21 protein-coding genes and 2 tRNA genes are annotated in these 23,255 nt (G+C 59.3%); 3 read left to right on the top strand and 20 right to left on the bottom strand.

The genetic code is table 11. The features are described from left to right. Window positions 1-241 precede the first annotated feature (241 nt). The 6 genes from BUB54_RS10940 to BUB54_RS10915 form a co-directional block, all read right to left on the bottom strand. Window positions 242-317, bottom strand: a tRNA-Phe gene (locus tag BUB54_RS10940). 49 nt (window positions 318-366) lie between these two features. Further along, window positions 367-441: transfer RNA gene (locus tag BUB54_RS10935), tRNA-Thr, on the bottom strand. Between the two features lie 218 nt (window positions 442-659). After that, window positions 660-1,319, bottom strand: a complete 660-nt coding sequence (locus BUB54_RS10930) for a polysaccharide deacetylase family protein (RefSeq protein WP_052948399.1) — start codon at window positions 1,317-1,319, stop codon at window positions 660-662. A gap of 82 nt (window positions 1,320-1,401) precedes the next feature. Next, window positions 1,402-2,289 (bottom strand): S-methyl-5'-thioadenosine phosphorylase, encoded by an 888-nt coding sequence (locus BUB54_RS10925; protein WP_048879456.1) that lies wholly within the window; start codon window positions 2,287-2,289, stop codon window positions 1,402-1,404. Window positions 2,290-2,411: 122 nt separating this feature from the next. Continuing rightward, the gene (locus tag BUB54_RS10920) at window positions 2,412-3,650 is read right to left on the bottom strand and encodes a DEAD/DEAH box helicase (RefSeq protein ID WP_244890769.1); all 1,239 of its coding nucleotides are present in this window, start codon (window positions 3,648-3,650) and stop codon (window positions 2,412-2,414) included. A gap of 275 nt (window positions 3,651-3,925) precedes the next feature. Then, complete coding sequence (locus BUB54_RS10915) at window positions 3,926-6,625, bottom strand: glycosyltransferase (RefSeq protein ID WP_048879454.1); 2,700 nt, start codon at window positions 6,623-6,625, stop codon at window positions 3,926-3,928. Window positions 6,626-6,882: 257 nt separating this feature from the next. Between BUB54_RS10915 and BUB54_RS10910 the strand changes: the two genes are divergently transcribed. Further along, entirely contained in the window at window positions 6,883-8,175 is a 1,293-nt protein-coding gene (locus BUB54_RS10910; protein ID WP_048879453.1) for a hemolysin family protein, read from the top strand. Here the strand turns inward: BUB54_RS10910 and BUB54_RS10905 are convergent. From BUB54_RS10905 to BUB54_RS10895, 3 genes are all read right to left on the bottom strand, one after another. Beyond that, window positions 8,153-9,094, bottom strand: a complete 942-nt coding sequence (locus BUB54_RS10905; RefSeq protein WP_048879452.1) for a ParB/RepB/Spo0J family partition protein — start codon at window positions 9,092-9,094, stop codon at window positions 8,153-8,155. The two genes, BUB54_RS10910 and BUB54_RS10905, sit on opposite strands and share 23 nt — an antisense overlap. Window positions 9,095-9,278: 184 nt before the next feature. After that, on the bottom strand, window positions 9,279-10,643 hold the full coding sequence (locus BUB54_RS10900) for an amidase family protein (protein ID WP_048879451.1): 1,365 nt from the start codon (window positions 10,641-10,643) through the stop codon (window positions 9,279-9,281). Then, entirely contained in the window at window positions 10,634-11,617 is a 984-nt protein-coding gene (locus BUB54_RS10895) for a cysteine synthase A (protein WP_048879450.1), read from the bottom strand. The genes BUB54_RS10900 and BUB54_RS10895 overlap by 10 nt, the downstream gene beginning before the upstream one ends. Before the next feature lie 53 nt (window positions 11,618-11,670). On the opposite strand from BUB54_RS10895, the gene BUB54_RS10890 reads away from it, so the two are divergent. Next, window positions 11,671-12,081, top strand: coding sequence for a rhodanese-like domain-containing protein (locus tag BUB54_RS10890; RefSeq protein WP_048879449.1), 411 nt, complete (start codon window positions 11,671-11,673; stop codon window positions 12,079-12,081). 27 nt (window positions 12,082-12,108) lie between these two features. Here the strand turns inward: BUB54_RS10890 and BUB54_RS10885 are convergent, their stop codons facing one another. The 5 genes from BUB54_RS10885 to BUB54_RS10865 all read right to left on the bottom strand — a co-directional run bounded on the left by BUB54_RS10885 (window position 12,109) and on the right by BUB54_RS10865 (window position 18,341). Further along, window positions 12,109-12,960 (bottom strand): mechanosensitive ion channel family protein, encoded by an 852-nt coding sequence (locus BUB54_RS10885; protein ID WP_052948398.1) that lies wholly within the window; start codon window positions 12,958-12,960, stop codon window positions 12,109-12,111. Window positions 12,961-13,109: 149 nt separating this feature from the next. After that, entirely contained in the window at window positions 13,110-14,186 is a 1,077-nt protein-coding gene (locus BUB54_RS10880; protein WP_073211590.1) for a class I SAM-dependent RNA methyltransferase, read from the bottom strand. Window positions 14,187-14,239: 53 nt separating this feature from the next. Then, window positions 14,240-15,748, bottom strand: coding sequence for a DEAD/DEAH box helicase (locus tag BUB54_RS10875; protein ID WP_048879938.1), 1,509 nt, complete (start codon window positions 15,746-15,748; stop codon window positions 14,240-14,242). A 95-nt stretch (window positions 15,749-15,843) separates the two neighbouring features. Beyond that, entirely contained in the window at window positions 15,844-16,269 is a 426-nt protein-coding gene (cueR, locus tag BUB54_RS10870; protein ID WP_048879939.1) for a Cu(I)-responsive transcriptional regulator, read from the bottom strand. After that, on the bottom strand, window positions 16,266-18,341 hold the full coding sequence (locus BUB54_RS10865) for a heavy metal translocating P-type ATPase (RefSeq protein WP_048879940.1): 2,076 nt from the start codon (window positions 18,339-18,341) through the stop codon (window positions 16,266-16,268). The genes cueR and BUB54_RS10865 overlap by 4 nt, the downstream gene beginning before the upstream one ends. A gap of 96 nt (window positions 18,342-18,437) precedes the next feature. On the opposite strand from BUB54_RS10865, the gene BUB54_RS10860 reads away from it, so the two are divergent. Continuing rightward, window positions 18,438-18,653 (top strand): heavy-metal-associated domain-containing protein, encoded by a 216-nt coding sequence (locus BUB54_RS10860; RefSeq protein WP_048879941.1) that lies wholly within the window; start codon window positions 18,438-18,440, stop codon window positions 18,651-18,653. Between the two features lie 6 nt (window positions 18,654-18,659). Here BUB54_RS10860 and BUB54_RS10855 read toward each other — a convergent pair whose 3' ends face one another. The 6 genes from BUB54_RS10855 to eno all read right to left on the bottom strand — a co-directional run bounded on the left by BUB54_RS10855 (window position 18,660) and on the right by eno (window position 23,226). Further along, window positions 18,660-19,142 (bottom strand): DUF3429 domain-containing protein, encoded by a 483-nt coding sequence (locus BUB54_RS10855; RefSeq protein WP_048879942.1) that lies wholly within the window; start codon window positions 19,140-19,142, stop codon window positions 18,660-18,662. Next, the gene (locus BUB54_RS10850) at window positions 19,136-20,371 is read right to left on the bottom strand and encodes a sulfotransferase family protein (RefSeq protein ID WP_217652485.1); all 1,236 of its coding nucleotides are present in this window, start codon (window positions 20,369-20,371) and stop codon (window positions 19,136-19,138) included. The genes BUB54_RS10855 and BUB54_RS10850 overlap by 7 nt, the downstream gene beginning before the upstream one ends. A gap of 28 nt (window positions 20,372-20,399) precedes the next feature. Further along, on the bottom strand, window positions 20,400-20,636 hold the full coding sequence (locus BUB54_RS21155; RefSeq protein ID WP_048879277.1) for a hypothetical protein: 237 nt from the start codon (window positions 20,634-20,636) through the stop codon (window positions 20,400-20,402). Between the two features lie 45 nt (window positions 20,637-20,681). After that, on the bottom strand, window positions 20,682-20,861 hold the full coding sequence (locus BUB54_RS21150; RefSeq protein WP_148359212.1) for a hypothetical protein: 180 nt from the start codon (window positions 20,859-20,861) through the stop codon (window positions 20,682-20,684). Between the two features lie 145 nt (window positions 20,862-21,006). Then, complete coding sequence (locus BUB54_RS10845; protein ID WP_048879279.1) at window positions 21,007-21,885, bottom strand: DMT family transporter; 879 nt, start codon at window positions 21,883-21,885, stop codon at window positions 21,007-21,009. A gap of 63 nt (window positions 21,886-21,948) precedes the next feature. Next, window positions 21,949-23,226: a phosphopyruvate hydratase gene (gene eno / locus BUB54_RS10840; protein WP_048879280.1), complete on the bottom strand. Its 1,278-nt coding sequence runs from the start codon at window positions 23,224-23,226 to the stop codon at window positions 21,949-21,951. Between the last annotated feature and the right edge of the window lie 29 nt (window positions 23,227-23,255).

Below are 23,255 nucleotides of genomic sequence, written 5' to 3'. Positions count from 1 at the left end.
TTCCTGTTGCTCGGCCGTGCCGGACAATCCGCGACCGAGGATTTCTCTGTTCAATCCAAGAGACTCTGCCAGAACACCAAGATTGAATGAAAAATGTCTAGCCTTGGCCTGTGGAAATTACCAGCGGCATACACAGTGTTGTGAAAGTTTTTTTGCTCGCCAAGCAACATTCAGTACACTTCTAAACATGGAAGGCCTGATGGGTTGATTTCTGAGCTTTGAGTTAAAAAAAGGAGGGCGATGGTGCCCAGGGGCGGAATCGAACCACCGACACTGCGATTTTCAGTCGCATGCTCTACCAACTGAGCTACCTGGGCGCTTGGTTTTGAGGTGCCTAAAGGATTAGGCCTCCCATTGCAAGCTCGCTGGTGCTGTCACTGGGAATTGAACCCAGGACCTCTTCATTACCAATGAAGTGCTCTACCCCTGAGCTATGACAGCGAAACCTGCGAATGTGGGGCGGTTCCTAAACGTTTGCAGGCGTCCCTGCAAGTGGCCTTGTAAAGAAAAGCGCCCTTTTCCGAGAACCGCGAAAAACCCGGGGAAAATCTGGTTTTTTTACTATATCCGCGAAGTCTGGCAGCATTTTCACCCGCCGCGACTCGTGCGCAATGCAAAAAAGTCATAGCCTCCAATACGTTACGGGCATCTCACGCCGCTCACGCGGCATCATCCAGCTTGGCAAACTGCACCCCCGCCCCCTTCAAGGCCGCCAGCCCGGCGGCGATTCCTGCCCCGCTGGCACGCTTGGGCTGATTGATATGGCCCTCCATCACATCGCCATCCCGCGCCGCCTTGATACGGGCCTCCACGAGCGCGGCGGGGAGTGAGGCCCCGGCATCGGAATTGAGGGAATAGCCCGCCACACGCACGCCCATCGCCTCGATTCTAGGCACCACAGAAGGAGTATAGAGCCCCGCAGCGCCCCGGTACCAAGCCGGATGACGGCCGGTGACTTCGTAAATAGCCGCGGCCCCGCCAGCAATCTCAGCTTCGATAGCTGACCAGCTTCCGGCGACTTCCAGCCCATAAATGCGCTGCGCGCCAAGCACGGGCGGTAAATGGCGGGCGCCGTGATTTTCCAACGTGAACACGTCCGGATGCTTGAGAAAGAAGGCCAAGCCTTCAGGGTTCATCCGCATCCAGACCGCGGTGATGAAAATGGTGGCCGGAATTTTGCGGTCCACCAGAAAATTTGCGATTCGCGGGTCAAAATGGCCGGGACACGCATCCAGCGTCACAGCCACGCGGCGCGGGCCAGCTTGCGGTTGCAGGCGTAGAATCGGCTCCACCAACCCGTCTTTATGAACAGCACCCATCACTAAGGGAGCTGCCAGCAGCCCCTGGCAAAGCTGACGGCGGGAGAGCCCACCGCCGTCTTCGCAAACACGGCACATTGGCTCAGCTGGCGTTCAGCACCCGGCCCGCCACCGCGTCCAGCTTGGCTAGAACAGCCGGGTCACGGGCTTCCGGCGAAGTAATCAACGCGTAGGTCAGCGACGTGTCACAGCCATGGGCGCAGGCCGGGCGGGGCGCGGAAAGGCGCGGCAGCACCTCCTTCACCAGATTACGAGCCTTGTCGGCATTACCAAGCAGCACTTTCACCACCTGATCCACCGTCACGGCGTCATGGTCCTCGTGCCAGCAATCATAATCCGTCACCATGGCGACGGTGGCGTAGTCGATCTCGGCTTCCCGGGCGAGCTTGGCTTCCGGCATATTGGTCATGCCGATCACGGAGCAGCCCCAGGAACGGTACAGATTGCTTTCCGCCAGAGTGGAGAATTGCGGGCCTTCCATCACGAGATAGGTGCCGCCGCGCGTATGAGGCAGCTCCAGCGTCTTCAGGCTCTCCTCCAGAGCATCCCCCAAGCGGACGCAGACCGGATGCGCCATCGAGACATGCGCGACGCATCCCGGGCCGAAGAAGCTTTTTTCACGGGCAAAAGAACGGTCGATAAACTGGTCCACAATCACGAAGTGACCAGGCGGCAGCTCCTCCTTCAATGACCCAACAGCGGAGAGAGACAGAATATCAGTCACACCTAGACGCTTCAGCGCGTCGATGTTCGCGCGGTAATTTAGTGCCGTGGGGGAGGTTTTATGCCCGCGCCCGTGCCGGGGAAGAAACACAACTTTCTGCCCTTCATACTCGCCGGTCAAAAGCTCGTCCGACGGATCGCCCCAGGGGGTTTCGACCTTCACCCATTCGGTGTTCTTCAGACCATCAATATTATACAGGCCCGAACCGCCAATGATGCCGATGACCGGCTGCTTTGTCTCACCCATTTTCGTGCTCCCGCGACCAAAACAAATCAAAGGTTTTTGGTGCTGCTTTTTAAAAAAGCTGCAAAAAGAAACCGCCTTTTTGAAAAGGCGGCTTCCAAAACGTCTATAAATATTTTCAAACCTTACGCAACCTTGCGCTTCTCCTGATATTGCGGCCGGCGCGGCTTGATTTTGCGCACCTGCATATCCGGGTGGCGCTGGGGCTTACGCACCGGCATCGCCTGCTTCGGCCGCTCACCGCCCGCCACCTTCATCTTGATGCCGGTCAGCTTCTCGATCTGGTTCAGGTAAGGTAGCTCCGTCGCGTCACAGAACGCCACGGCCACGCCGTCAGCACCATTACGCGCGGTCCGGCCAATGCGGTGCACATAGCTCTCCGGCTCGTTCGGCAGCTCGAAATTGATAACATGCGAGACGCCATTCACGTCGATGCCGCGCGCCGCGATATCGGTCGCCACCAGGGCACGGACCTCACCGGACTTAAACGCCTCCAGAGCACGCTGGCGCTGATTCTGGCTGAGATTGCCGTGCATCGCCGCAGCGGGAATCTTGGAATTGCTCAGCATCATCGCCACACGGTCAGCACCGCGTTTGGTGCGCGTGAACACGACGGTCTTTGCAAACTCCTTCTGGTGCAACAACTTCACCAACAGGTTCCGCTTCTCCGGGCCATCGGCGAAATAGACGCTCTGGTCAATCTTCGCCGGGGTGGAGGACACGGAGGCAATCTCCACCCGCACTGGCTCACGCAGCAGGCTGTTGGCGAGCTTCGCGATTTCCGACGGCATGGTGGCCGAGAACAGAGCCGACTGGCGGCGACCCGGCAAAACGGCAACCACCTTGCGGATATCGGGCATAAAGCCAAGATCCAGCATACGGTCCGCCTCGTCCAGCACAAAGAACTGGCACTGGTCGATAATCAACTCGCGGGTGTTCATCAAATCCACCACGCGGCCCGGGCAGCCCACCACAATGTCCGCACCGCGCGCCATGCGCTGCACCTGGCCAAAGCGGCCCACGCCACCCACCACCAGCACGGTACGCAGGCCAAGCCCAGCGCCGAATTTCTTGATCTCCTGCTCGATCTGCACGGCCAGCTCACGCGTCGGGGCCAGCACCAGGGCGCGGGTGGAAAAACGGCGGTTATGCAACTTCTCGGTCGCGAAAGCCTGGAGCATGGGCAGCGCGAAGGCCGCAGTCTTGCCTGTGCCGGTCTGGGCAATGCCCAGAACATCCTTACCCTCCAGCGCGTGCGGAATGGCCTTCTCCTGAATGGGGGTGGGCTTCACAAAACCCGCCGCTTTCAGGGCACCCAAAATCGGGGAGGCCAGACCAAAAGAATCAAACGTCAAATTACTCACAACAAACATCTCCGCCGCCAAGGGAAGCCCCCAAGGCGGTTAATGTCAGCAATCCCATGCGCGAAACTGGAAAAGGACGGTGCAAATAAGCCCGTAAGGGGGGTTCCCGCCCCACAAAGCACGCTCCGCCATGTCTGGTTCGCGCCATGACGGGAAGCAGGATCTCCTTACGCTGCTGTCCTATGTCTGCGCAAGGCTTATGACGCAATGCAGTAATCTCAATAAAAAAGCCCCTCCCGCTTGAAACCGGAAGGGGCTTTTTGAAGTCAGGCCGGTTAGTCGCCCGCAGCCGGATGAAATACCACGGAGGGAGCCTTTTGCATCGCCGGGGCAGCCACCGCCTTAGGCGCCTTGGCAGGCATGGCCGCCAGGATGGAGACACCCACCGAGGCAAGATACGGCATGGATTGCGTGAACATCACCGCCACCCAGAGCTTGGTTTCAGGTGTTGCCCAATGATGGCCAAACCCAACCGCCAGCGCCGCCGCCCAGGTGAGTGCGAGGATAATCAACTCCTCGCGGGCCATCACCAAACCTTGCACTAGGGCCGGGGCATTCTCCATCTTCGGGGTCCGCACAAAGGGCAACTGGTTGGTGAATAGCCCCTTCCATACGGCCTTGCCGATGGTGTGAGAGAGCGCCAGCCCGGCCACCGCCGCGCCAATCCGGTCCATGAAGCCGCAGGGGACGCGGTTCTTATAAAGAGCCAGGATCTGCACGATCTTGAAGAAGAACAACCCGATGGATGGCAACATGAAGAGCACTATTGGGAATTCAAACCGCACCGGATTAAAAATCAGCCCCATCGACCAGCCCAGCGCCATGGCCAGGAACACTAGCCCCAACGCATCGCCAAACCACGGCAGCCAGCCGGTGACGAAGTGCCAGCGCTGGCCCACCGTCAGCTCCTTATTAAAGGGGTTGAACAGCGCCCCGGCATTGGCCCGCACAATCCGCATGGCGCCATAAGCCCAGCGGTAACGCTGCTTGCGGAAGGCGCTATAATCGTCCGGCATCACGCCCTTGCCAAAGCTCTTCTTGGAGTACACCGCCTCATACCCGGCGCGGAACAGCCGCAGGCCCAACTGAGAATCCTCGGTGATGCACCATTCGGCCCAGCCATTCTCGTTCAGCAGCGCTTCCTTACGGATCAGCGTCATGGTGCCGTGCTGGATGATGGCGTTACGCTCATTACGGGTGACCATGCCGGCATGGAAGAAACCTGCATATTCCCAGAACATCATGCGCTTGAACAACGAACCATCATTATCCCGGTAATCCTGCGGGGACTGGGTGAAGCCCACCGCCGGGTCCGCGAAGGCTGGCGCCATGGAGCGCAGCCAGTCGGGCTCGACCAGATAGTCGGCGTCGATCACGCCGATCACCTCGGCATCCGGTGCTGTCTCGCGCAGGGCGAAGTTCAAGGCCCCCGCCTTATAGCCCTTGTACTTGCCAAGGGTGAAGAAGCGGAATTTAGGCCCAAGGCGTGCGCAATGCTCGGCCACCGGCTCCCACACGGCGGGGTCCATGGTGTTGTTGTCGATCACCAGCACCTCGAACCGGTCGTAATCAAGCGCTGCCAAGCTATCGAGCGTCTGCTTCACCATGTGCGGCGGCTCGTTGCAGATAGGCAGATGGAGCGAGACCTTGGGCAGATATGTACCCGCTGGCGCCGGGATCGGCTCGTAATGACGCCTCACCACACGGCCGAAGATGGTCTCGACCAAGTCAAAGCTGTCCGCGATCAGCAAGAACAGCAGCATCCCCTGCCCCAGCGCCAACCCGCCCCACACCGCAGCGGCGCTGTAGGAGAGATAGGTCTGGCTCATATTCATTAGCAGCATCGCCAGCGCGGTGGTGAAACCTTCCACCAGCACGGCAAAGAGCAGTTTGCCGGGCAAACGGATATCCGGGCGGCGGGACAGCAGCGCCATGGTGGCCAGCAAGCTCATCAACGCGGCACCCAGCGCGTACCACTTCCATTCCGGGTGGTTCCACACCGGACCGGTCAGCGACCATTTCGCATGACGGCCCAGGCTGAACATACCCCAATAACCAGCGGCACGGCCCTCAAAGCTAGTCTTCCAGGGTTGGTCGAACGCTTCCATCACGAAGTAGTTCAGGTGTTCCTTCTGCGCGAGATTAAAAAAGTCACGCAGGAAACGGGCCTGATTGATGGTGCTGGCACGCGCCGCGCCGATATCGATACCGTCTGACGGCCAGCCGATCTCACCGATCACGATTTTCTTGTTCGGGAAACGCTCATGCACTTCCTGAAAACGGTGCATGGCGTCCTGCACGGCAATCTTCTCCGGTACGCCTTCCCAGTAGGGCAGCAGATGCACGGTTATGAAATCGACCGCATTCGCAAGTTCAGGATGCTTGAGCCAGACATGCCAAGGTTCGGCGGTGGAAACCGGCACGTGCACCTGCTTTTCCACCTGGTGAATATCGTTCACGAGTTGCGGCACGGTGAGGTCACCACGCAGAATAACCTCGTTACCCACCATCACGTGCTTCACGTCAGGGTTGGCGTTGGCCACCTTCACTACCTTCGCCAGTTCCTTGGCATTGGCATTCAGATGTGTGTCCAGCCAAGCGCCGAGTGTCACATTCAACCCCATACCCTGCGCCAGCGCCGGGATCTGCCCCAGATCGCCTTCAACCGTGTAGGTCCGGATATTGTGAGTATATTTGGCCGCCAGCTTCAGGTCTGACTTGATCTGACCCACGGAGGGATAAACACCGGTCTGCGGACTTTCACCTTTGTGAAAAGGCGAAAAGGCGAAACCGCCAATCTCACCGGTGTAAGGTGGAATATTCGTTGCCGGCCGGTTGGCCACGGCCCACAAGCCAAACGCTACCACACCAACTCCAAGGGCCGAGCCCCATGAGCTTAGGCTGGCCCAGCCACGACGGGCCTTACGGGTGGAGATCTGCGCCTCTTGGCGGCGGATTTGCGACTGATACGTCATATGAGATGTCCAAGCTGCTTCCGGGATGAAGCCCGGATCAGGAGTGGAAATCGCAAATCAGTACGGCGGGCTATGGGCGCGAATGTGTCCCAACTAAGGCAAAGAAATTTTAATATTGTAACCAGATGTAGGAAAGAAAGACTAAAATTCTTATAGTTTTGAGGGCACTGCAGGGACAGCTTCAGTTACCATTTCAACCGTGTGGTACAGACGCTGTAACAATCGCGCGAACTGAAAAACCAAGCTAAAAGCAGCACATGCCTCTCATATTTCAGCTTACTGTTCTTGCCCTCCTAGTTCTTCTGAACGGCGCCTTCGCCTTGGCGGAGCTGGCGCTTGTGTCGTCACGCCGGGCCATGCTCACGCTTATGGAGCGCCAGGCCATACGTGGCGCCACCCGAGCGCGCATGTTGGCTGACGACCCGGAAAGCTTCCTGCCCACCACCCAGTTCGGCATCACCTTGATTGGCATTCTGACTGGCGTGTTCGGCGGCGACCAGCTTGGCGAACGGCTGCAAGGGCCGCTGAGGAAAATCCCGCTTCTTGCCCCTTATGCTGGACCCTTGGGCGTGATTATCACCGTCATTGTTATTACTTATCTCACGCTGGTGTTTGGCGAGTTGGTGCCCAAACAGCTGGCTCTGCGCCACCCGGAGCGCTTGGCGGTTCTGGTTGCCGGGCCAATCTCTGTGCTGGCCAAAACCGCCGCCCCGGCCATCTGGGCGCTGCGCAAAACCACGGACCTCGTGCTGCGCCTGTTTGGCCCTACCTCGGAGGACCGGCGCGGCGTTTCGGAAGAAGAGTTGAAGGCATTGCTGGTGGAAGGTGCTGAAACCGGCGTGCTGGAGACCGAGGAACGCGATATTATCGAACGTGTTCTGCGCCTAGCGGACAAGCCGGTGCGCGCCATCATGACCCCCCGGACGGAAATTGCGTGGATCGACCGGTCCGCGGCACGGGAAGATATCATAGCCCAGCTCCGCGCTGCGGCGCATTCCCGATTTGTAGTGTGCGACGGGTCGGTGGACAATGTCGCCGGCATCATTCTGGCCAAGGATGTGCTGGACCGGCTGCTGGCCAAGCAGGAAGGCCCTATCATCTCTACCGTGCTACGCCAGCCCATGGCGATTCCCGACTCCGTTTCGGCCTTGGATGCGCTGGAGCGGTTAAAAGCGGATTCGCTGGGCATGGCTTTGGTGTTTGACGAATATGGCAGCTTTGAAGGCGTGGTGACCGCCGCCGATGTGCTGGAAGCCATTGTGGGCGATGCGGAAGATTCCGGGCCGTCCTCTTATATCGAGCCGCTGCCGGACTCCGCCTATGAACTGGACGGGCTGACGCCGATCGACGAAACCCAGGCCCGGCTGCATCTGCCGGACCTGCCCCGTGCGGGTGGTTATCACACGCTTGGCGGGCTGATTCTGGCCTTGCTCCTCCGCCCGGCCGCAAAGGGCGATGCGATTCTTTTCGGCGGCTGGAAGTTCGAGGTTATGGCAATGGATGGGCGGCGGATTGACCGGGTGAAGGTCACGAAAGAGGGAGCGGAGTAAGTGCCGCTTCCAGCTTGGCCAGCCTGCGCGCCTGCCGAGCTTTCATGCGCTCAATTTCCTTACCCGCCTGCGCCATGCTCACCAGCATTTGCGCGCTGACTTCCACCATGCGTGTTGCGCGCTCATCCTCCGGCAACTTCTGCAAGGCCTTCGCCCGCTTGCTCAATTCTGGCGATAGTTCCGCCATTGCGGCCTCCACCCCTGCAAAAACTTTTTCAACTGTCCGGCGTGGGAGGCGGGGTTTGCGCGGCGTGGTTTTGGTCAGGCGGACAAAGCCGTCCTGCCGGGCTTCGTCAAGTTTTTTGCCAAGCATTTCCGCCGCGATTTCACCATGCGCCTGCAGCGCCTCAATGGCCGCATCCGGCGAAACATGGTTGCCGCGCACCAGCGCATGCACTTGCGGGTCTGCCTCAGCCAGCAGCAGCAACTGCTCAACCCGCGCCGTGGTCTTGCTTTGTGACTTGGCAATTTCTGCCACGCTGAACCCCATCTCACGCAAGCGTTGATAGCCGCGCGCAATGTCCAGCGTTTCCAGCTTCAACCCCTGGGCGGACCGTAGCATCACCTCCACACGTTCCGCATCATTGCCACGGAAGGGAATAACGCTCACCAACGGAATCCGCGCCCCACGCGCAATTGCCATGCGCAAGCCACGGCGGCGGCAATGGCCTTCAATCACCACAATCCGCCCATCCTCCAGCGCGCGCACCACCATTGGCGGCACATACCGGCCCTGCATATAAGAATCACAAAACGCATCGATATGTGAAATGACTTTTGGATCGTCGTAATATCGCAGATTAAACCCGTCTTCTTCATCAACCAGAAGCGGGTCGATCTGATACAGATATAATTTCTGACTGTCCTGCGCCTGCGCCTCAGCTGTGAAACTTTGCAGCGGCTTGACTACGAATGCCATGGAAACCCACCATCAAACATTTTGTCCGACTTGCGGCGTGTGCCGCGTAATGCCCCGAATCAGAAAAGCTGCGGCATTTCCATAAAGCATCAGTGATTCGACTTATGATTTGGTTAACCAGCCCTCAAAAAACTTATCCTTTGCAGGCGGTTTCAATTTTCCCACGAAACCGCCTGCGAATCTTTCAACCCAGACCGCGCTCCACGGCCCGCGCGGCACGCAGTACAAGATCATCCCGGTAAATCGGCGCGGCGATTTGCAAGGCTGTGGGCAGCCCCGCATCATCCACGCCCATCGGCACGGTGATCGCGGGCTGGCGGGTCAGGCTGAACAATGTCGTCCAAGGCGCCCAATCCTGCGTCAGGGCCGCCTCCGGGTCTGGCACAGCCGCATCGGCCAAGGGGGCGCTGTGCGGTACAGAGGGGCAAAGAATTAGATCCACGTCCAATTCAGCCATTTTATACGCCGCCCGCACCCGCTCGGCTTCGACCTCCAACAGTTCCAGCGCAGTGGCTTCCTGGAACCGATCCGCGAGGGCCAATAATCCAGACTCCATCAGCACGCGCTGACCCGCCGGAACGGCACACACGGCTTTTGCCAGCGCCGCCCCCCAAAATGTTACGAAGATTTTGGAAATATCTGGAAGATCAGGAGCAATCTCCGCAATGTCAGCGCCCTGCTCCGCCAATATCGCGCTTGCCGACTCAACAGCCGCCCAGGACGCCGCATCCGCCGGTGCATCGAACCCCGGGCGGCGCAGCACGCCGACACGCAGCCTTTTCACCCCTTCCTCAAGTCCTGCGGTAAAATCGCGCGTTGCCTCCGGCAGGGAAAACGGGTCCCGTTGATTGTAGCCTGCCATCGCGGACAACATCAGCGCCACATCCCTGACCGAGCGCCCAATAGGCCCCGCCGCCGCCATCGGCCCAAACGCACCAAGAGGCCATTGCGGCACCCGCCCGAAGGTTGGTTTCAGCCCCACCACGCCGCTCCAGGCGGCGGGAATACGGATTGAGCCGCCGCCATCCGTGCCCACATGCAGAGGACCAAAGAATGCGGCCGCCGCAGCCGCCGCCCCGGAGGATGAGCCACCCGGCGTGTGCGCCACGTTCCAAGGATTACGTGTAATGCCGTGCAACGGGTTATCCCCCGGCGACTTCCATCCAAACTCCGTGGTGGTGGTCTTGCCAATGATCACAGCGCCCGCCGCCCGCAAGGCGGACACTAAAGGCGCATCCTGCACCGCCGGAGCTGGGGCTGTGGTTTTGCTGCCGCGCCGTGTAGGCAACCCCGCCACATCGATCAGATCCTTCACCGTCACCGGCACACCCTCCAGCGGGCGCGCCGCCCCGGACTTCCAGCGTTCAGCGCTTTCCCGCGCAGCATCCAGCGCGCCGGGATTCATAATGGCAAACGCGTTGATTTCTCCGTTACGGCGGGCAATACGTTCGGTCACTCCCTGCAAGGCCTGTAAGGGCGTCAGTTCACCAGTGCGGAAAACCTCCAGCAGCTCGGCCGCATCCAGCGCTGCGGCATCACTCACATCCATGGCGGCACCGGCAAGTTCTTGGAGCGTAGGAAGTCAGGGTTGAACAGCTTGCTCTGGTAGCGCGCGCCACTGTCACACAGCATGGTTACAATGGTGTGGCCTGGTCCCATCTCTTTCGCGACGCGAATCGCCGCCGCCACATTCACCCCCGCCGAACCGCCGATAGACAGTCCTTCATGGATCATCAGATCATAAATCTGCTCCAACGCCTCCGGGTCAGGAATCCGTACCGCATCCTCAATCGGCGCCCCCTCCAGGTTCGCGGGAACGCGTGACTGGCCAATACCCTCGGTGATAGAGGACCCGCTCACGCTCAAATCGCCGCTTTTAACCCAGCCATAAAGCCCGCTGCCCTCCGGGTCCGCCAGCACAATCTTCACGCCAGGCTTACGCTCCTTCAGCGCGAAAGACACGCCCGCCAACGTCCCACCCGTGCCGCAGGCGCAGGTAAAGGCATCCACCTTGCCTCCTGTCTGCGCCCAGATTTCGGGACCGGTGGAGGTGCGGTGACCTTCACGGTTAGCGAGATTGTCGAACTGATTGGCCCACACCGCCCCCAACTCCTCAGCCAAACGGCGGGAGACATGCACATAATTGCCCGGGTCCCTGAACGGCTTGGCTGGAACCAGCCGCAGATCCGCGCCGATCATCCGCAGAAAATCGATTTTCTCCCGGCTCTGGGTCTCCGGCATCACGATAATACTCTTATAACCAAGCGCATTCGCCACAAGCGTAATGCCAATGCCGGTATTGCCCGCCGTACCCTCCACAATGGTACCGCCAGGCTTGAGCAACCTGCGTGCTTCCGCGTCACGGATAATCGCCAACCCCGCACGGTCCTTCACCGACCCACCTGGGGAGCAGAACTCAGCCTTGCCCAGAATTTCGCAGCCCGTGGCAGCCGATGCCCGCTTGAGCCTGATAAGGGGTGTGTTGCCAATTGCCCCGATCAACCCGTCCGCCACTGTTTCCATCTGTCATCGTCCTCGCTATGCTCAGGCCAAAAGGCTAATGCCTGGAGGGTATTATGATCGAAGATGTGTCACCGCGACAGGTCTGGGAAGCGTTGATGAGCAACCCCGATGCCGTTCTCTGCGATGTGCGGACCAGTGCGGAATGGAAATTCGTAGGCCTCCCAGATTTGTCAGAGGCCGGAAAACACCCAATTCTAATCGAGTGGCAGGTTTTTCCCTCCATGCACCCCACGCCGAACTTCACGGATCATCTGAGCGCCGCGCATGTGGTACATGCCGCGCATGTCTATTTTCTATGCCGCTCCGGCGGGCGCAGCATGGCAGCCGCCGTTGCCGCCAAAGAAGCGGGGTTCAAGCATGTTTATAATGTGAAGGACGGATTTGAAGGCCCCGTCGATGCGCGCGGCCATCGCGGCACGGTCGCTGGCTGGAAGGCCGAGGGGCTGCCCTGGAGACAAGGCTGAGCCTACCCGGCTCAGCCCTGTTTTAGTTTACGAGTTCTGCTTACCCACGAATTCAAGCGGATTGGAGAAGTTTAACGTGCGGGTCGGGAATGGAATTTCCACACCAGCCTCATCCAAAGCGAGTTTGATCTTCTCGTTCATTTCGCACTTCGTCACCCACCAGTCGGAACTCGCGACCCAAACGCGGAAAGCAAAATTCACGGAGCTGTCGCCCAGTTCCTTGACTTTAATAAACGGCCCTGGCTCAGCCAGCACCCGCTTATCCTGCGCGGCAACTTTATGCAGCACTTCTGCGGCCTTCTTAAGGTCGCTGCCATAGGAAACGCCAATGGTCAGGTCGACCAGACGCTGCGTATTAGCAGAATAATTCTTAATAGGTGAAGCCCAGATATCCTTGTTCGGCACAATCAGCTTCAAACCGTCATAGGTTTTCATCTCTGTGTAAAACAAGGAGATTTCTTCCACCGTGCCGGCCTGCGAGGCGGCTTCAACATAATTGCCGACACGGAACGGGCGGAAGAAAATCAGCATCATACCCGCCGCCAGATTGCTCAACGTGCCTTGCAAGGCCAAGCCAATCGCCAGGCCAGCTGCACCAATCAAAGCGACCAGAGAGGTTGTCTGAATTCCAAAGCGGTTCAAAACAAAGATAACCGCAATGGCAAGAATAAGATATTTGGCGATATTTCCTAAAAACCTGAATAGCGTATCGTCAAATTTCGGATTCCGCTTGGAAACCGATGAAATCTGGCGATGCGTTGCGCTGGCTATGAATCGTGCCACCAGAAGGATGACGATCGCATAAAGAATATTCAGGAAAAAACTAACGACGGCATGAAATGCACCTGATGCCATCAAAGCAGATAAATGTGAGTTCATAGCCCTTCAGATCTCCTTGGCGGTTATGGAAATATGCGGCATTCAGTTTTAGGGACTTGGCTTTTAAAAAGCACAAACACCCGAACTGGTATGAAAACCCTCTATTTCAACCTTTTATCAGACTTTTTCACGATCACGAAACAGGAAGGCTATTTTCTCTTGCCATCAAACACCAATACGCTCTCAACATTTTCCGAGAACGGGAACTGATCGATCGGCGTAGCGGCCAGTAGCTTATACCCAGCCTGGCGCAATACACTGGCATCATAGGCCAGGGCATCTGGGTTGCAGCTCGCATAAATAATCCGCCCCACCCCAGCCCCGGCCAGAAATTTCATCTGCGCGGCGGCGCCAGCATAAGGCGGATCCAACACCACGGCATCGGAGCCACGGAAATCCTGAGTCAATAACGGGCGGCGGTTCAGGTCGCGGCGGGTGATTGTCACACGTCCTGCCAAGCCCGCGGCACGAGCAGCCTTGTCAGCGGCCAGAACGGCAGGTTCATCCCCCTCATAGGCTTCAACCCGGGCATGTTGGGCCAAAGCAAAGCTCAACGTGCCACAGCCGGCATACAGTTCGATAATCCGGCTTTTATTCCGCAGTTTGGGCAACCCGGCCAGCATCGCGGCAATAATCGCCGCCTCACCTTCCGGGCTGGCCTGCAAAAACCCACCGGGGGGGGGGGTTATTTCAATGCCAGCAAACCGCAATACCGGGTTTGCCAGCAAAATCACCGGCTCGGGCATTTGCTTCGGCTCCGCCACGGAGATGCGCGGTGCGCCATGCTCCTTGGCGAACGCAATCAGGCGCGTGCGGTCAGACTGAGTCAGCACGGCATCGGTGCGGATCAGAATATCCGGCCCGTTATCGAGCCAGTTAATGACCAAAGACACCTCACGCCGGAAAGCTTGTAAGCTGCGCAGCAAAACCCGCAGAGGCGGCAGCAAAGGTAAAAAAACCGGCCGCAGCAGCGCGCATTCCCGCATGTCCACCACGTCGGACGAACGCGCTTTGTGCAGCCCAAGAGCAATTTCCGCCCCCTTTCGGCTGGCGGCCAAATCCACACGGCGCCGCGTCTGCAGAGGCACTTGCACCAGCGGCTCCACCTCTTCATTCAAATAGCCCGCACGCGCCAAGGCATTAACTAGCAAGGCGCGTTTGTCGGGCTGGTTGCGGTCATCGCTGGCGCAACCGCCGCATAGACCGAAATGGATGCAATGGGACATGATCTGACTGTCACCGCCTTTATGGAAAAGACGGCGCCACAATTTTTTACAAATTAGGCGGCGATACCTGAACCGTTATCTTCCGGCTCGTCCTCGGCCGTGACCGGCGCAGCATCTCGGCGGCGGATGAGCATGAAGGCCGGCACATTCTCGCCAAAGCCCAAAACCGACGGCCCTTGGTCGCGGTCTCTCTCGCGCTCACGGCGTTCGGGCTTACGCTCTTTCTCGTGTTCAGGCTTGGCTTCGACCTTACGGTCCTTATCCTTGCCTTTTCGGGCCTTATCCTTGTCCTTACTGTCTTTCTTGGTCCCACGGCCACGCTTGCGGCCATCATCCTCAGACCATTCAACCGGGTCGAGGCCATCAATCACGATACGCGGAATCGCGGTGCCGACCAGTTTCTCTACAGCTTCAACAGCCAGTCTGTCGTCAGGAACCGCCAGCATATAGGCATGGCCCTCTCGGCCGGCGCGGCCGGTGCGGCCGATACGATGGACATAATCCTCCGCATGGTGCGGCACGTCGAAATTGAACACATGGCTAAGCCCGCCAATATCGATCCCGCGCGCCGCGACATCCGAGCAGACCAAAATCCGGATCTCGCCCGCCTTGAACTTCTCCAGGGTAGCAAAGCGCACGCTCTGCGGCAGATCGCCATGCAGCGCACCAGCATCAAAGCCATGCTTGGTCAGCGATTTGTAGAGAATATCCACATCCCGCTTGCGATTGCAGAAAACGATGGCGTTTTGCACGTTTTCCGCGCGCAGCAGGCGACGCAACGCCTCGCGCTTATCGTGCACATTCACCAGCGCCAGACTGGCGACGATCGTAGTCGCCACCGATGCCGGACGCGAGACCGTAATTTCCTTCGGCGTATTCAGGAAGGCATCCGCTAGGCGGCGAATCTCCGGCGCCATGGTGGCGGAGAAAAACAAAGTCTGCCGGTTGGTCGGCAGCATCGTGACGATACGCTCAATATCCGGGATAAAGCCCATATCCAGCATACGGTCAGCTTCATCGATCACTAGCACCCGCACATCGCGCAGCAGCAGGCCGCCACGCTCGAACAGATCAATCAACCGGCCCGGTGTGGCGATCAGTACGTCCACGCCTTTGGTCAGTGCCTCTTTCTGCTCAGCCATGCTCTCGCCGCCAATCAACAGCGCGTGATTGAGCTTCAGATTTTTTCCGTACTGAACAAAATTTTCCGCCACCTGCAAAGCAAGCTCCCGCGTCGGCTCCAAGATCAAGGAGCGCGGCATGCGCGCGCGGGCGCGGGAGCCTGCAAGTATATCGAGCATCGGCAAGGTAAAGCTGGCGGTTTTACCCGTACCTGTCTGGGCCACGCCCAGCACATCCTGCCCCATCAGCACCACGGGAATCGCCTGGGCCTGGATGGGGGTCGGCTTGGAATAGCCCTTTTCCGCCAAGGCCTTCAGAAGAGGCTCAGACAACCCCAACGAGGCAAAATCAGGCGTTTCAGCCTGTGCGGAATCGGCATCAAGCGCTTGCGGCGTCTGCTCCGGGGCGGCGGCTTGGTCGTCTTCGTTCGTATCGGACAAAAATTACGTCTCTCGTGATCGGGGGCGCAGCAAAGCGCTGAGCGCGGAGAGCGCCCATTTCAATGCGCTCCGTATCGACAATGAGCAGCTTAAAGTCAAGGATCGCTAAAGGAATCCGCCTTTTTTGGGTGGTCCAGTGCGTCGAGAATCGGGCAGTCGGGCCGGTCATCACCATGGCAGGTGGCCGCGAGGTGCTTTAACGTGCGACTCATTGCCCCCAGCGCGGCGGCTTTTTGGTCTAGTTCCTCGATATGGCGTAGCGCGATCGCCTTCACCTCGGCGGAACTGCGCCCTTTATCCCGCCAAAGTGAGAGAAGCTGGCGGATATCCTCAAAGGAAAACCCCAAATCCCGCGACCGGCGGATAAAGCCCAACTCATGCAGTTCCGCCTCGCTGTAATGGCGATAGCGGTTTTCGGTACGCAAAGGCGCCTTGATGAGACCAATGCTCTCATAATGCCGGATCATCTTCGCGGAGACACCGGTCATGGCTGAAGCTTGGGCGATCGTTACCAATGTCATATCGCTCTCCAATGGCGCAGACGCAAAGCATTGCCAAGCACACACAGCGAAGATGCCGCCATTGCGCCCCCCGCCAGCGCCGGACTGAGCAACCCGAACGCGGCCGCCGGGATGCCCAAAGCGTTATAAATCAACGCCCAGAACAGCCCTTGCTTCAAAATGACCCAGGTGCGGCGGGCAAGATCCAAAGCCGCCGGGGCCAGAAGCGGGTCCGCGCGCAAAAGCGAGATCGGCGCGGCCTCAATCGCCACATCCGCCCCCTGCCCCATCGCCATGCCCGCATCGGCGGCGGCCAGGGCCGCGGCGTCGTTGATTCCATCGCCAAGCATGGCCACGCGCTGCCCCGCGCGCCGCAAATTCTCAATAATGTCACGCTTCTGCTCCGGCGTGGCCTGCGATTCCACGCGAGCAATGCCAAGCTGGCTGGCCAGGGCATTCCCGGCCTCCTGGCGGTCGCCCGTCAGCAGCAGAGTTTTAATACCCGCCACGCGCAGCCGCTCCACCGCTTTTGCCGCGCTGGGGCGAATGGTGTCGGTAAAGCCAAACGCACCCAGGGGCGTGCCATCGGCGCTAGCAAGATAAGACCAGCTTTTTTCATCCTGCTGCGGTGGGGCCGCAGGCACCAACCGGGCCGAGCCAAACAGATACAGTTGCCCGTCCACCTCACCTTGCACGCCTTTACCGGGCAGATTTTTGAAATTTTTCGCAGGTTTTACCCCCTCTTGCCGCAGGGGAAGCGCCAGGGGGTGCGTGTCCTGCGCAGCCATCGCGGCGGCAACGGCACGCAAGCGCGCCTCGTCCAGATGTCCCAGCCTCTTCACTTCAGCCAGTTGCGGCGTGCCGGTAGTCAGCGTACCAGTTTTATCGAAGGCCAGAATATCGATCTTCGCCGCTGCCTCCAGCGCGTCAGCATCACGGAACAAAATCCCCGCCTTCGCTGCGGCGCCCGTTCCGGCCATGATTGCCGCGGGTGTGGCCAGCCCCAAAGCGCAAGGACAGGCAATCACCAGCACAGACACCGCTCTGATGAGCGCATGGGCCATCACCGCCCCATGTAGCAGCCAGCCCACGAAGGTCAGCGCCGCCAGCACCAGCACCACCGGCACGAACCAAGCGGAAACCTTGTCCGCCAGCCTTTGCACGCGCGGCTTGGCGGATTGCGCCTGGTCGATCAACCGCGCCATACGGTCCAGAAAACTCTCGCCGGGGGCGGCTGTCACAAGCAGGCGCAGGACGGCGTCCAGATTCAACGTACCCGCCAGCAATTTTGCGCCAGCACCGCGCGGCTGCGGCAGCGCCTCACCCGTCACGGGGCTTTCATCCACGCTGCCCTCACCGTCCAGCACCTCGCCATCCACCGGCACACGCTCGCCAGGGCGGATAAGGATTTCATCTCCCGGCTGCAAGCGCGCCACCGGCACATCCCCGCCCGTGGCCAGATGCGCTTGTTCGGGCCGCAGCTTCTGCAAGCCAGAAATCGCCTTGGCGGCATCCCGCTTGGCTCGGCCTTCCAGATATTTACCCAGCCGGACCAGCGCGATCACCGCCACCGCGCTTTCAAAATAAAGCGGCCCGCCCGCGAATATATCCCAGACCGAAAGCCCGTAAGCCGCCGACGTTCCCAACGCCACCAGCAGATCCATATTGCCAGCCCCCGCCCTTGCCGCCAGGGCCCCCGCCCGGTAAAACCGTGCTCCCAACCAGAACTGCACCAGCGTGGCACAGATAAGCTGCACCCAACCGGGAACAGGCGAGACCATATCCAGCACCACGGGCGCGGCTAGAATAAAGGCGGCCAGAAGCTCCAGCAACTCCCGCCTAGCATGGTCCGGCTGCGGAACTTCGGCCAGGCCTGTAGTATAGCCCGCCTTCGCCACAGCCTCTTCCAAAGCAGCAAGCTGCACGCCCCCCACAACGGAGACATGCGCACGCTCCGTGGCGAGATTCACCGACACATCCTGCACGCCGGGCACACGTTTGAGCACTTTTTCAACGCGTGCCACACAGCTGGCACAAGTCATGCCGCCAATGGCGAGTTCAACATCTTTCGCGGGCGAGATTATCTGATCCATAACGCAGGATATGGGGTTCCTATCATGGGAGGGTCAAGCCTTGACATTGCCATGATCGGAACCCTTATGCCGAACTTAATCATCAGGAGACCCGACATGCCCCTTACCACCGACCTGTGCTTTACCGTGCCTGACATGGATTGCGGCGGCTGCGTCCGCTCAATCACCGAGGCCATTCACCACCTCGACCCCGCCGCAAAGGTTGAGGCCGACCTTGAAACTAAGCTCGTGAGCATTGGCGGCGTAGCAGATGCCAAAGCTTACGCCAAAGCCATCGAGGATGCCGGTTTTACGGCCGAACCCAAGGCCTGACCCGGCTTAACCGGTCCGCATACCGGCCAGCAACGCCACCAGCACTGCCAGCAGCACCAGCATCACAATCACTGAGATGCTCCAACGCAGGATGAGATAGCTGGATGGCACCACCCCCCGCCCGTGCCCTACCGTCTCTGCGATGACCGTGAGTAAAAACCCGGCCAGCAGGAAGAGCAGGGCCAGGGCGGGCAAGTGAAAGCGCAGTTGCACCAGCAACGCCACCCAGCCAACAAGCGCTGGCAGGACTCCCAGCCCAAGACTCCTCTTATCTGTCCCTGCCGTGTCGGAGGATTCAGGACGGCTCAGCACAAACCCCCAATGGACCGCACCAACAAAAGACAAAATCACCGCCCCGTAGGCAATCAACGCCTGAATGGCGAGGGGTGAATCGACCGGATAAAGTAGAACCAGCCCACCGCAGAACAGGAATGGAATCGCCCCCGCGAGCGTCAGCAGAACAGCATAGGAAAAATTCGTCTTTAGCATACGGCGTCTCCTGAATTAGCCGGTTCCGGCGCGTTAATCTTATACCCCAGCCGTTCGATCACCGGGCACAGCACATTCAACGCCGCGGTCAAATGTTTGAGATAAGTCCGGTAGCGATAACTCGAGCGGTCATAAAGCTTCTCAGTCACCTGCGCATAAGAGGCCGTACGCACATAGCGCGTGTTCCGTTCGAAAGAGAGACAGCGCGAGTCAAACTCAATGCCTATGAAGTCAAGGATTTTACGCACCTCGCTCTCCTGGCTGGCCACCATCTCTTCATAACGCACGGGCAGGTAGCACAGCGAGAGTACTTGGCGGTAATGCGCCATCAGATCAGCCTTCAGCACATAATGACGGGCAATGCTCTCCAGCGCCGAAGCACAGAAATAATCATGCCTCAGGTGGTTCGCATAAATCGAGAGCGCCACATCCAGCGGATGCCGAAGCATATGAATCACCGGCAATTGCCGAAAGAGCAGCGCGATCAGCCCCAAATGTGTCTCGTTAAGCGGCATTTTGTCGGTGAAGAACGCCGCGCCTTTCTGAAACAGTCCGGCCTTGCGAGCGCGGTTGAGGTAATAGTCGCGCAGTTCCTCCAGCCCATCGCGCTGGTCGCCCATCCATATCTCCGCCAGCGCCTCCGGATAGGAAAGCAGGCTGGCCAGTAAACCCGGTATAATCTGGGTAATGTCACCGATGGAGAGTGGTTCATCCCCCGCCGCGATGCGCGGATGCACGGTGAGCGGCTGCTCGATCAGCTTGCTGCCGGAACGCGGAAACCCAAAAATAAACACTGGCTGAGGCATGTCCGCCCGCAACGGTGCCGTGGGCAGCGTGGCCAACCGCCGGGGGGGGGGTAAAAACCCTTTCAGACGCGCCGCCATGTCCGACGCCACATCCTCCATATATGGCCGTCCGCCTAATGCCAGAACCGCGTGTTTGCCAGCTTCGAAACAAGCAAAAGCCGGCCCATCTCGTCCAGCAACCGGCCTTTCTCTGACAGTTCTGACGGCCCAGGGCGCATTTCCGGCGTTGAGCAAGGCCAAGGCCTCTTCATCGCGCTTCATGCGGGAAAGCACGGTGGCGCGGTTCAGGTGGATGGAGGGATTGCCCGGAAACAGCCGCTCTGTCTTATCCAGCAGCGCCAAGGCACGGGGAAATTTTCGGTCGACCACCTCCATCCTGACGCAGCCCAGCCGGGTCTGCACCACATCCGGCTTCAGCGCCATGGAGCGCGCATATAACTCCCGGACCTCATCAATCCGTCCTTGGGGCTTTTAGGCTCCAGGCCAGATTGGCAAGGGTAATCGGCTCCTCTCCGTCGGCCGGTTCCAGTACCCACCGGTAATGATATTCACCGATCTGGGGATGGTTAGCCTCGTTCAGCACCAGCCCCATCAGATTATGCGCCTGCGCATTTTGCGGTGCGATTCGCACAGCGTTGCGGGCATGAAGCTCTGCCTCCGCCAGCGCGCCTTTGCCGAGCAACAGCAAGATCAGCTCGTTTGTTGCCCAGAAGTGCCCAGAAGTGATTCGGATTCAGCGCCACACACGGCGGACCAACGCCTCAACAGCCTGCATGCGGTTCTGCTGACGGCAGAGCCGGTAGAGCAAGCACAGCGCCTCCTCCCGCCCTGGCGCGAGCTCCAATATCTGATGCAGTAATGTTTCCGCCCTGGCCACACCCCCCGCCACCAGCGCCGCATCAGCCTGGGCCAACAAGCCATTGCCTCAATGAGGCTCAGGGTTATGAGTTCCAGCTCGCAACAACGCAAACGCTTGAGGCCGGAGCCACAGGCACAAAGGGTCAGATCGGCCATAAAAGGATTGTAACGGGCGCTTTATTGTCCGGCCAGACGGGAACTTAAGCCAAAGCGCGACGCGAGATCAGCACCGGGCCGATTTGAGCCAGCACCAACGCGGTGAACAGCAAACCACAGCCCAGCCAGCCTGTGCCACTCAGCCGCTCATGCAATAAAATCGCTGCGAATATGGCTGCAAAAAGCGACTCCGCCATCAACATCACTGCCGTGTCCGTGGCACCGGTATGGCGTTGGCAGACGGCTTGCAGCAAAAACCCGATCCCGCCGGAAATCACGCCGCCATAAAAAAGTTGCGGCATACAGCCCGAGATGCCCTCCCAGGACGGCAACCCTCCGAATGCTCCAACACCACAGCCCATAAACACACAGGCCGCAGACTGGCTGAGCGCTGCCGCCACCGGCCTAGCACTGCCCCGCGCGACATGCTGCATCAACAGAATTTGCACCGCGAAACCCAAAGCTGAGAGAATAACCAGCCAGTCCCCAAGGCCGATATGGTCAAATCCATCGCCCAGGAACCAAGTGCCCGCCAGCGCCAGCAAAGCGGCAAACCAGACCAGAGGGTGCGGCGTGCGACGGAAAAAAAGCACCTCCAGCACCGGCACAAAAATCACATACAGTCCGGTGAGAAACCCGGCATGGGTAACGCTGGTGAAAGACAAGGCCCACTGCTGCAGCAAGGTCGAGATTGCGAAAACCAGCGCCAACAGCGCCATGCCACCCACCCCGCTTAAACGGAAAGAGCTACGCCGTGCTTCCGCCAGCCCCAGGGGCAACACCGCCAGAAATGCTAGAATAAAACGCAGCCCCGTATACCAGCCCGCATTCATATACCCCCCGGCCTCTGCCTGCGCGACAAACCCGCCGCCCCACAGAGCAGCTGCCAGAAGTAACAGGCTATTGGCGGTTAGGCGTGACATGATGGGGGTACCTGATGGAGGCTTTCCTAAAAAAGCCCCCTATCCTTGAAAGAGCGCCCGCCCTTAAACGCGGCGCATCATCGGACCGTAATAGCGGCCCGTGCCGCCCAGTTCCGCCTCAATGCGGATCAACTGGTTGTACTTCGCCGTACGGTCGGAGCGCGCCAGGGAGCCAGTCTTGATCTGGCCGCAATTCGTCGCCACCGCGAGGTCCGCAATGGTGGAATCCTCGGTCTCGCCGGAACGATGGGATATCACGGCGGTATAACCGGCACGTTGGGCGATCTCGACCGCTTCCAACGTCTCGGTCAGGGTGCCGATTTGGTTCACCTTCACCAGGATGGAGTTGCCCGTGCCCGCCTCAATGCCACGGCGCAGACGCACCGGGTTGGTGACGAACAAATCATCGCCCACGAGCTGCACCTTATCGCCCAGACGCTCGGTCAGCATCTTCCAGCCGGCCCAGTCATCCTCGGCGCAGCCATCCTCGATGGACGCGATAGGGTAACGCGCGCAAAGATCAGCCAGATAGTCGATCATCTGCCCGGCATCGAACTTCTTGCCTTCACCGGCCAAGTCATAGACGCCGTCTTTGAAGAACTCAGTGGATGCGCAATCAAGCGCGAAAGTGATGTCCTCGCCCGGCTTGTAACCAGCCTTTTCGCAGGCCTTGGCAATGAAGCCTAGCGCCTCATCAGCGGAGTTTAGGTTCGGGGCAAAGCCGCCTTCATCGCCAACATTGGTGTTGTGGCCGCCCTCGGCCAACAGCTTCTTAAGCGTGTGGAACACTTCAGAACCGATACGTACGGCCTCGGCAATGGAGGACGCGCCAACCGGTTGGATCATGAATTCCTGAATATCAATCGGGTTGTCGGCATGCTGACCGCCATTCACGATATTCATCATCGGCACCGGCAGGGTGCGGGCGGACACGCCGCCGATATAGCGATAGAGCGGCAGGCCGTTATCAACAGCTGCCGCCTTGGCCAGCGCCATGGACACACCCAGAATCGCATTGGCGCCGAGGCGGGCCTTATTCGGTGTGCCGTCCAGGTCAATCAGGATGTTGTCAATGCCAATCTGGTCCTCGGCATCCAGCCCGCCGATCGCGTCCAAGATCTCGCCCTCAACGGCTTGCACGGCCTGAAGCACGCCCTTGCCGCCATAGCGGGATTTATCGCCATCGCGCAGTTCCACAGCTTCATGCGCGCCGGTGGACGCGCCGGAGGGCACAGCGGCCCGGCCAAAAGCGCCGGATTCCAACAGCACATCCACCTCAACGGTCGGATTGCCACGGCTATCAAGAATTTCACGAGCGACAATGTCGGCAATGGCGGTCATGGACAGCTCCTATGGTTGCAGCCGCGAGG

The organism is Acidocella aminolytica 101 = DSM 11237, assembly GCF_900129125.1.
Lineage (GTDB): Bacteria > Pseudomonadota > Alphaproteobacteria > Acetobacterales > Acetobacteraceae > Acidocella > Acidocella aminolytica.
This window is presented reverse-complemented; position numbering and strand designations above follow the sequence as displayed.

Bases quoted from the DNA above. Each gene is read 5' to 3' on its own strand.
- BUB54_RS10845 (WP_048879279.1), bottom strand. From the start codon at position 21,885: ATGTCACGCCTAACCGCCAATAGCCTGTTACTTCTGGCAGCTGCTCTG.
- BUB54_RS10895 (WP_048879450.1), bottom strand. From the start codon at position 11,617: ATGGAAACAGTGGCGGACGGGTTGATCGGGGCAATTGGCAACACACCC.
- BUB54_RS10855 (WP_048879942.1), bottom strand. From the start codon at position 19,142: ATGCTAAAGACGAATTTTTCCTATGCTGTTCTGCTGACGCTCGCGGGG.
- BUB54_RS10915 (WP_048879454.1), bottom strand. From the start codon at position 6,625: ATGACGTATCAGTCGCAAATCCGCCGCCAAGAGGCGCAGATCTCCACC.
- BUB54_RS10860 (WP_048879941.1), top strand. From the start codon at position 18,438: ATGCCCCTTACCACCGACCTGTGCTTTACCGTGCCTGACATGGATTGC.
- BUB54_RS10900 (WP_048879451.1), bottom strand. From the start codon at position 10,643: ATGGATGTGAGTGATGCCGCAGCGCTGGATGCGGCCGAGCTGCTGGAG.
- BUB54_RS10890 (WP_048879449.1), top strand. From the start codon at position 11,671: ATGATCGAAGATGTGTCACCGCGACAGGTCTGGGAAGCGTTGATGAGC.
- BUB54_RS10910 (WP_048879453.1), top strand. From the start codon at position 6,883: ATGCCTCTCATATTTCAGCTTACTGTTCTTGCCCTCCTAGTTCTTCTG.
- BUB54_RS10880 (WP_073211590.1), bottom strand. From the start codon at position 14,186: ATGTCCCATTGCATCCATTTCGGTCTATGCGGCGGTTGCGCCAGCGAT.
- BUB54_RS10930 (WP_052948399.1), bottom strand. From the start codon at position 1,319: ATGGGTGCTGTTCATAAAGACGGGTTGGTGGAGCCGATTCTACGCCTG.
- cueR (WP_048879939.1), bottom strand. From the start codon at position 16,269: ATGACATTGGTAACGATCGCCCAAGCTTCAGCCATGACCGGTGTCTCC.
- BUB54_RS10925 (WP_048879456.1), bottom strand. From the start codon at position 2,289: ATGGGTGAGACAAAGCAGCCGGTCATCGGCATCATTGGCGGTTCGGGC.
- BUB54_RS10885 (WP_052948398.1), bottom strand. From the start codon at position 12,960: ATGAACTCACATTTATCTGCTTTGATGGCATCAGGTGCATTTCATGCC.
- BUB54_RS10865 (WP_048879940.1), bottom strand. From the start codon at position 18,341: ATGGATCAGATAATCTCGCCCGCGAAAGATGTTGAACTCGCCATTGGC.
- BUB54_RS10850 (WP_217652485.1), bottom strand. From the start codon at position 20,371: ATGGCGCTGAAGCCGGATGTGGTGCAGACCCGGCTGGGCTGCGTCAGG.
- BUB54_RS10905 (WP_048879452.1), bottom strand. From the start codon at position 9,094: ATGGCATTCGTAGTCAAGCCGCTGCAAAGTTTCACAGCTGAGGCGCAG.
- eno (WP_048879280.1), bottom strand. From the start codon at position 23,226: ATGACCGCCATTGCCGACATTGTCGCTCGTGAAATTCTTGATAGCCGT.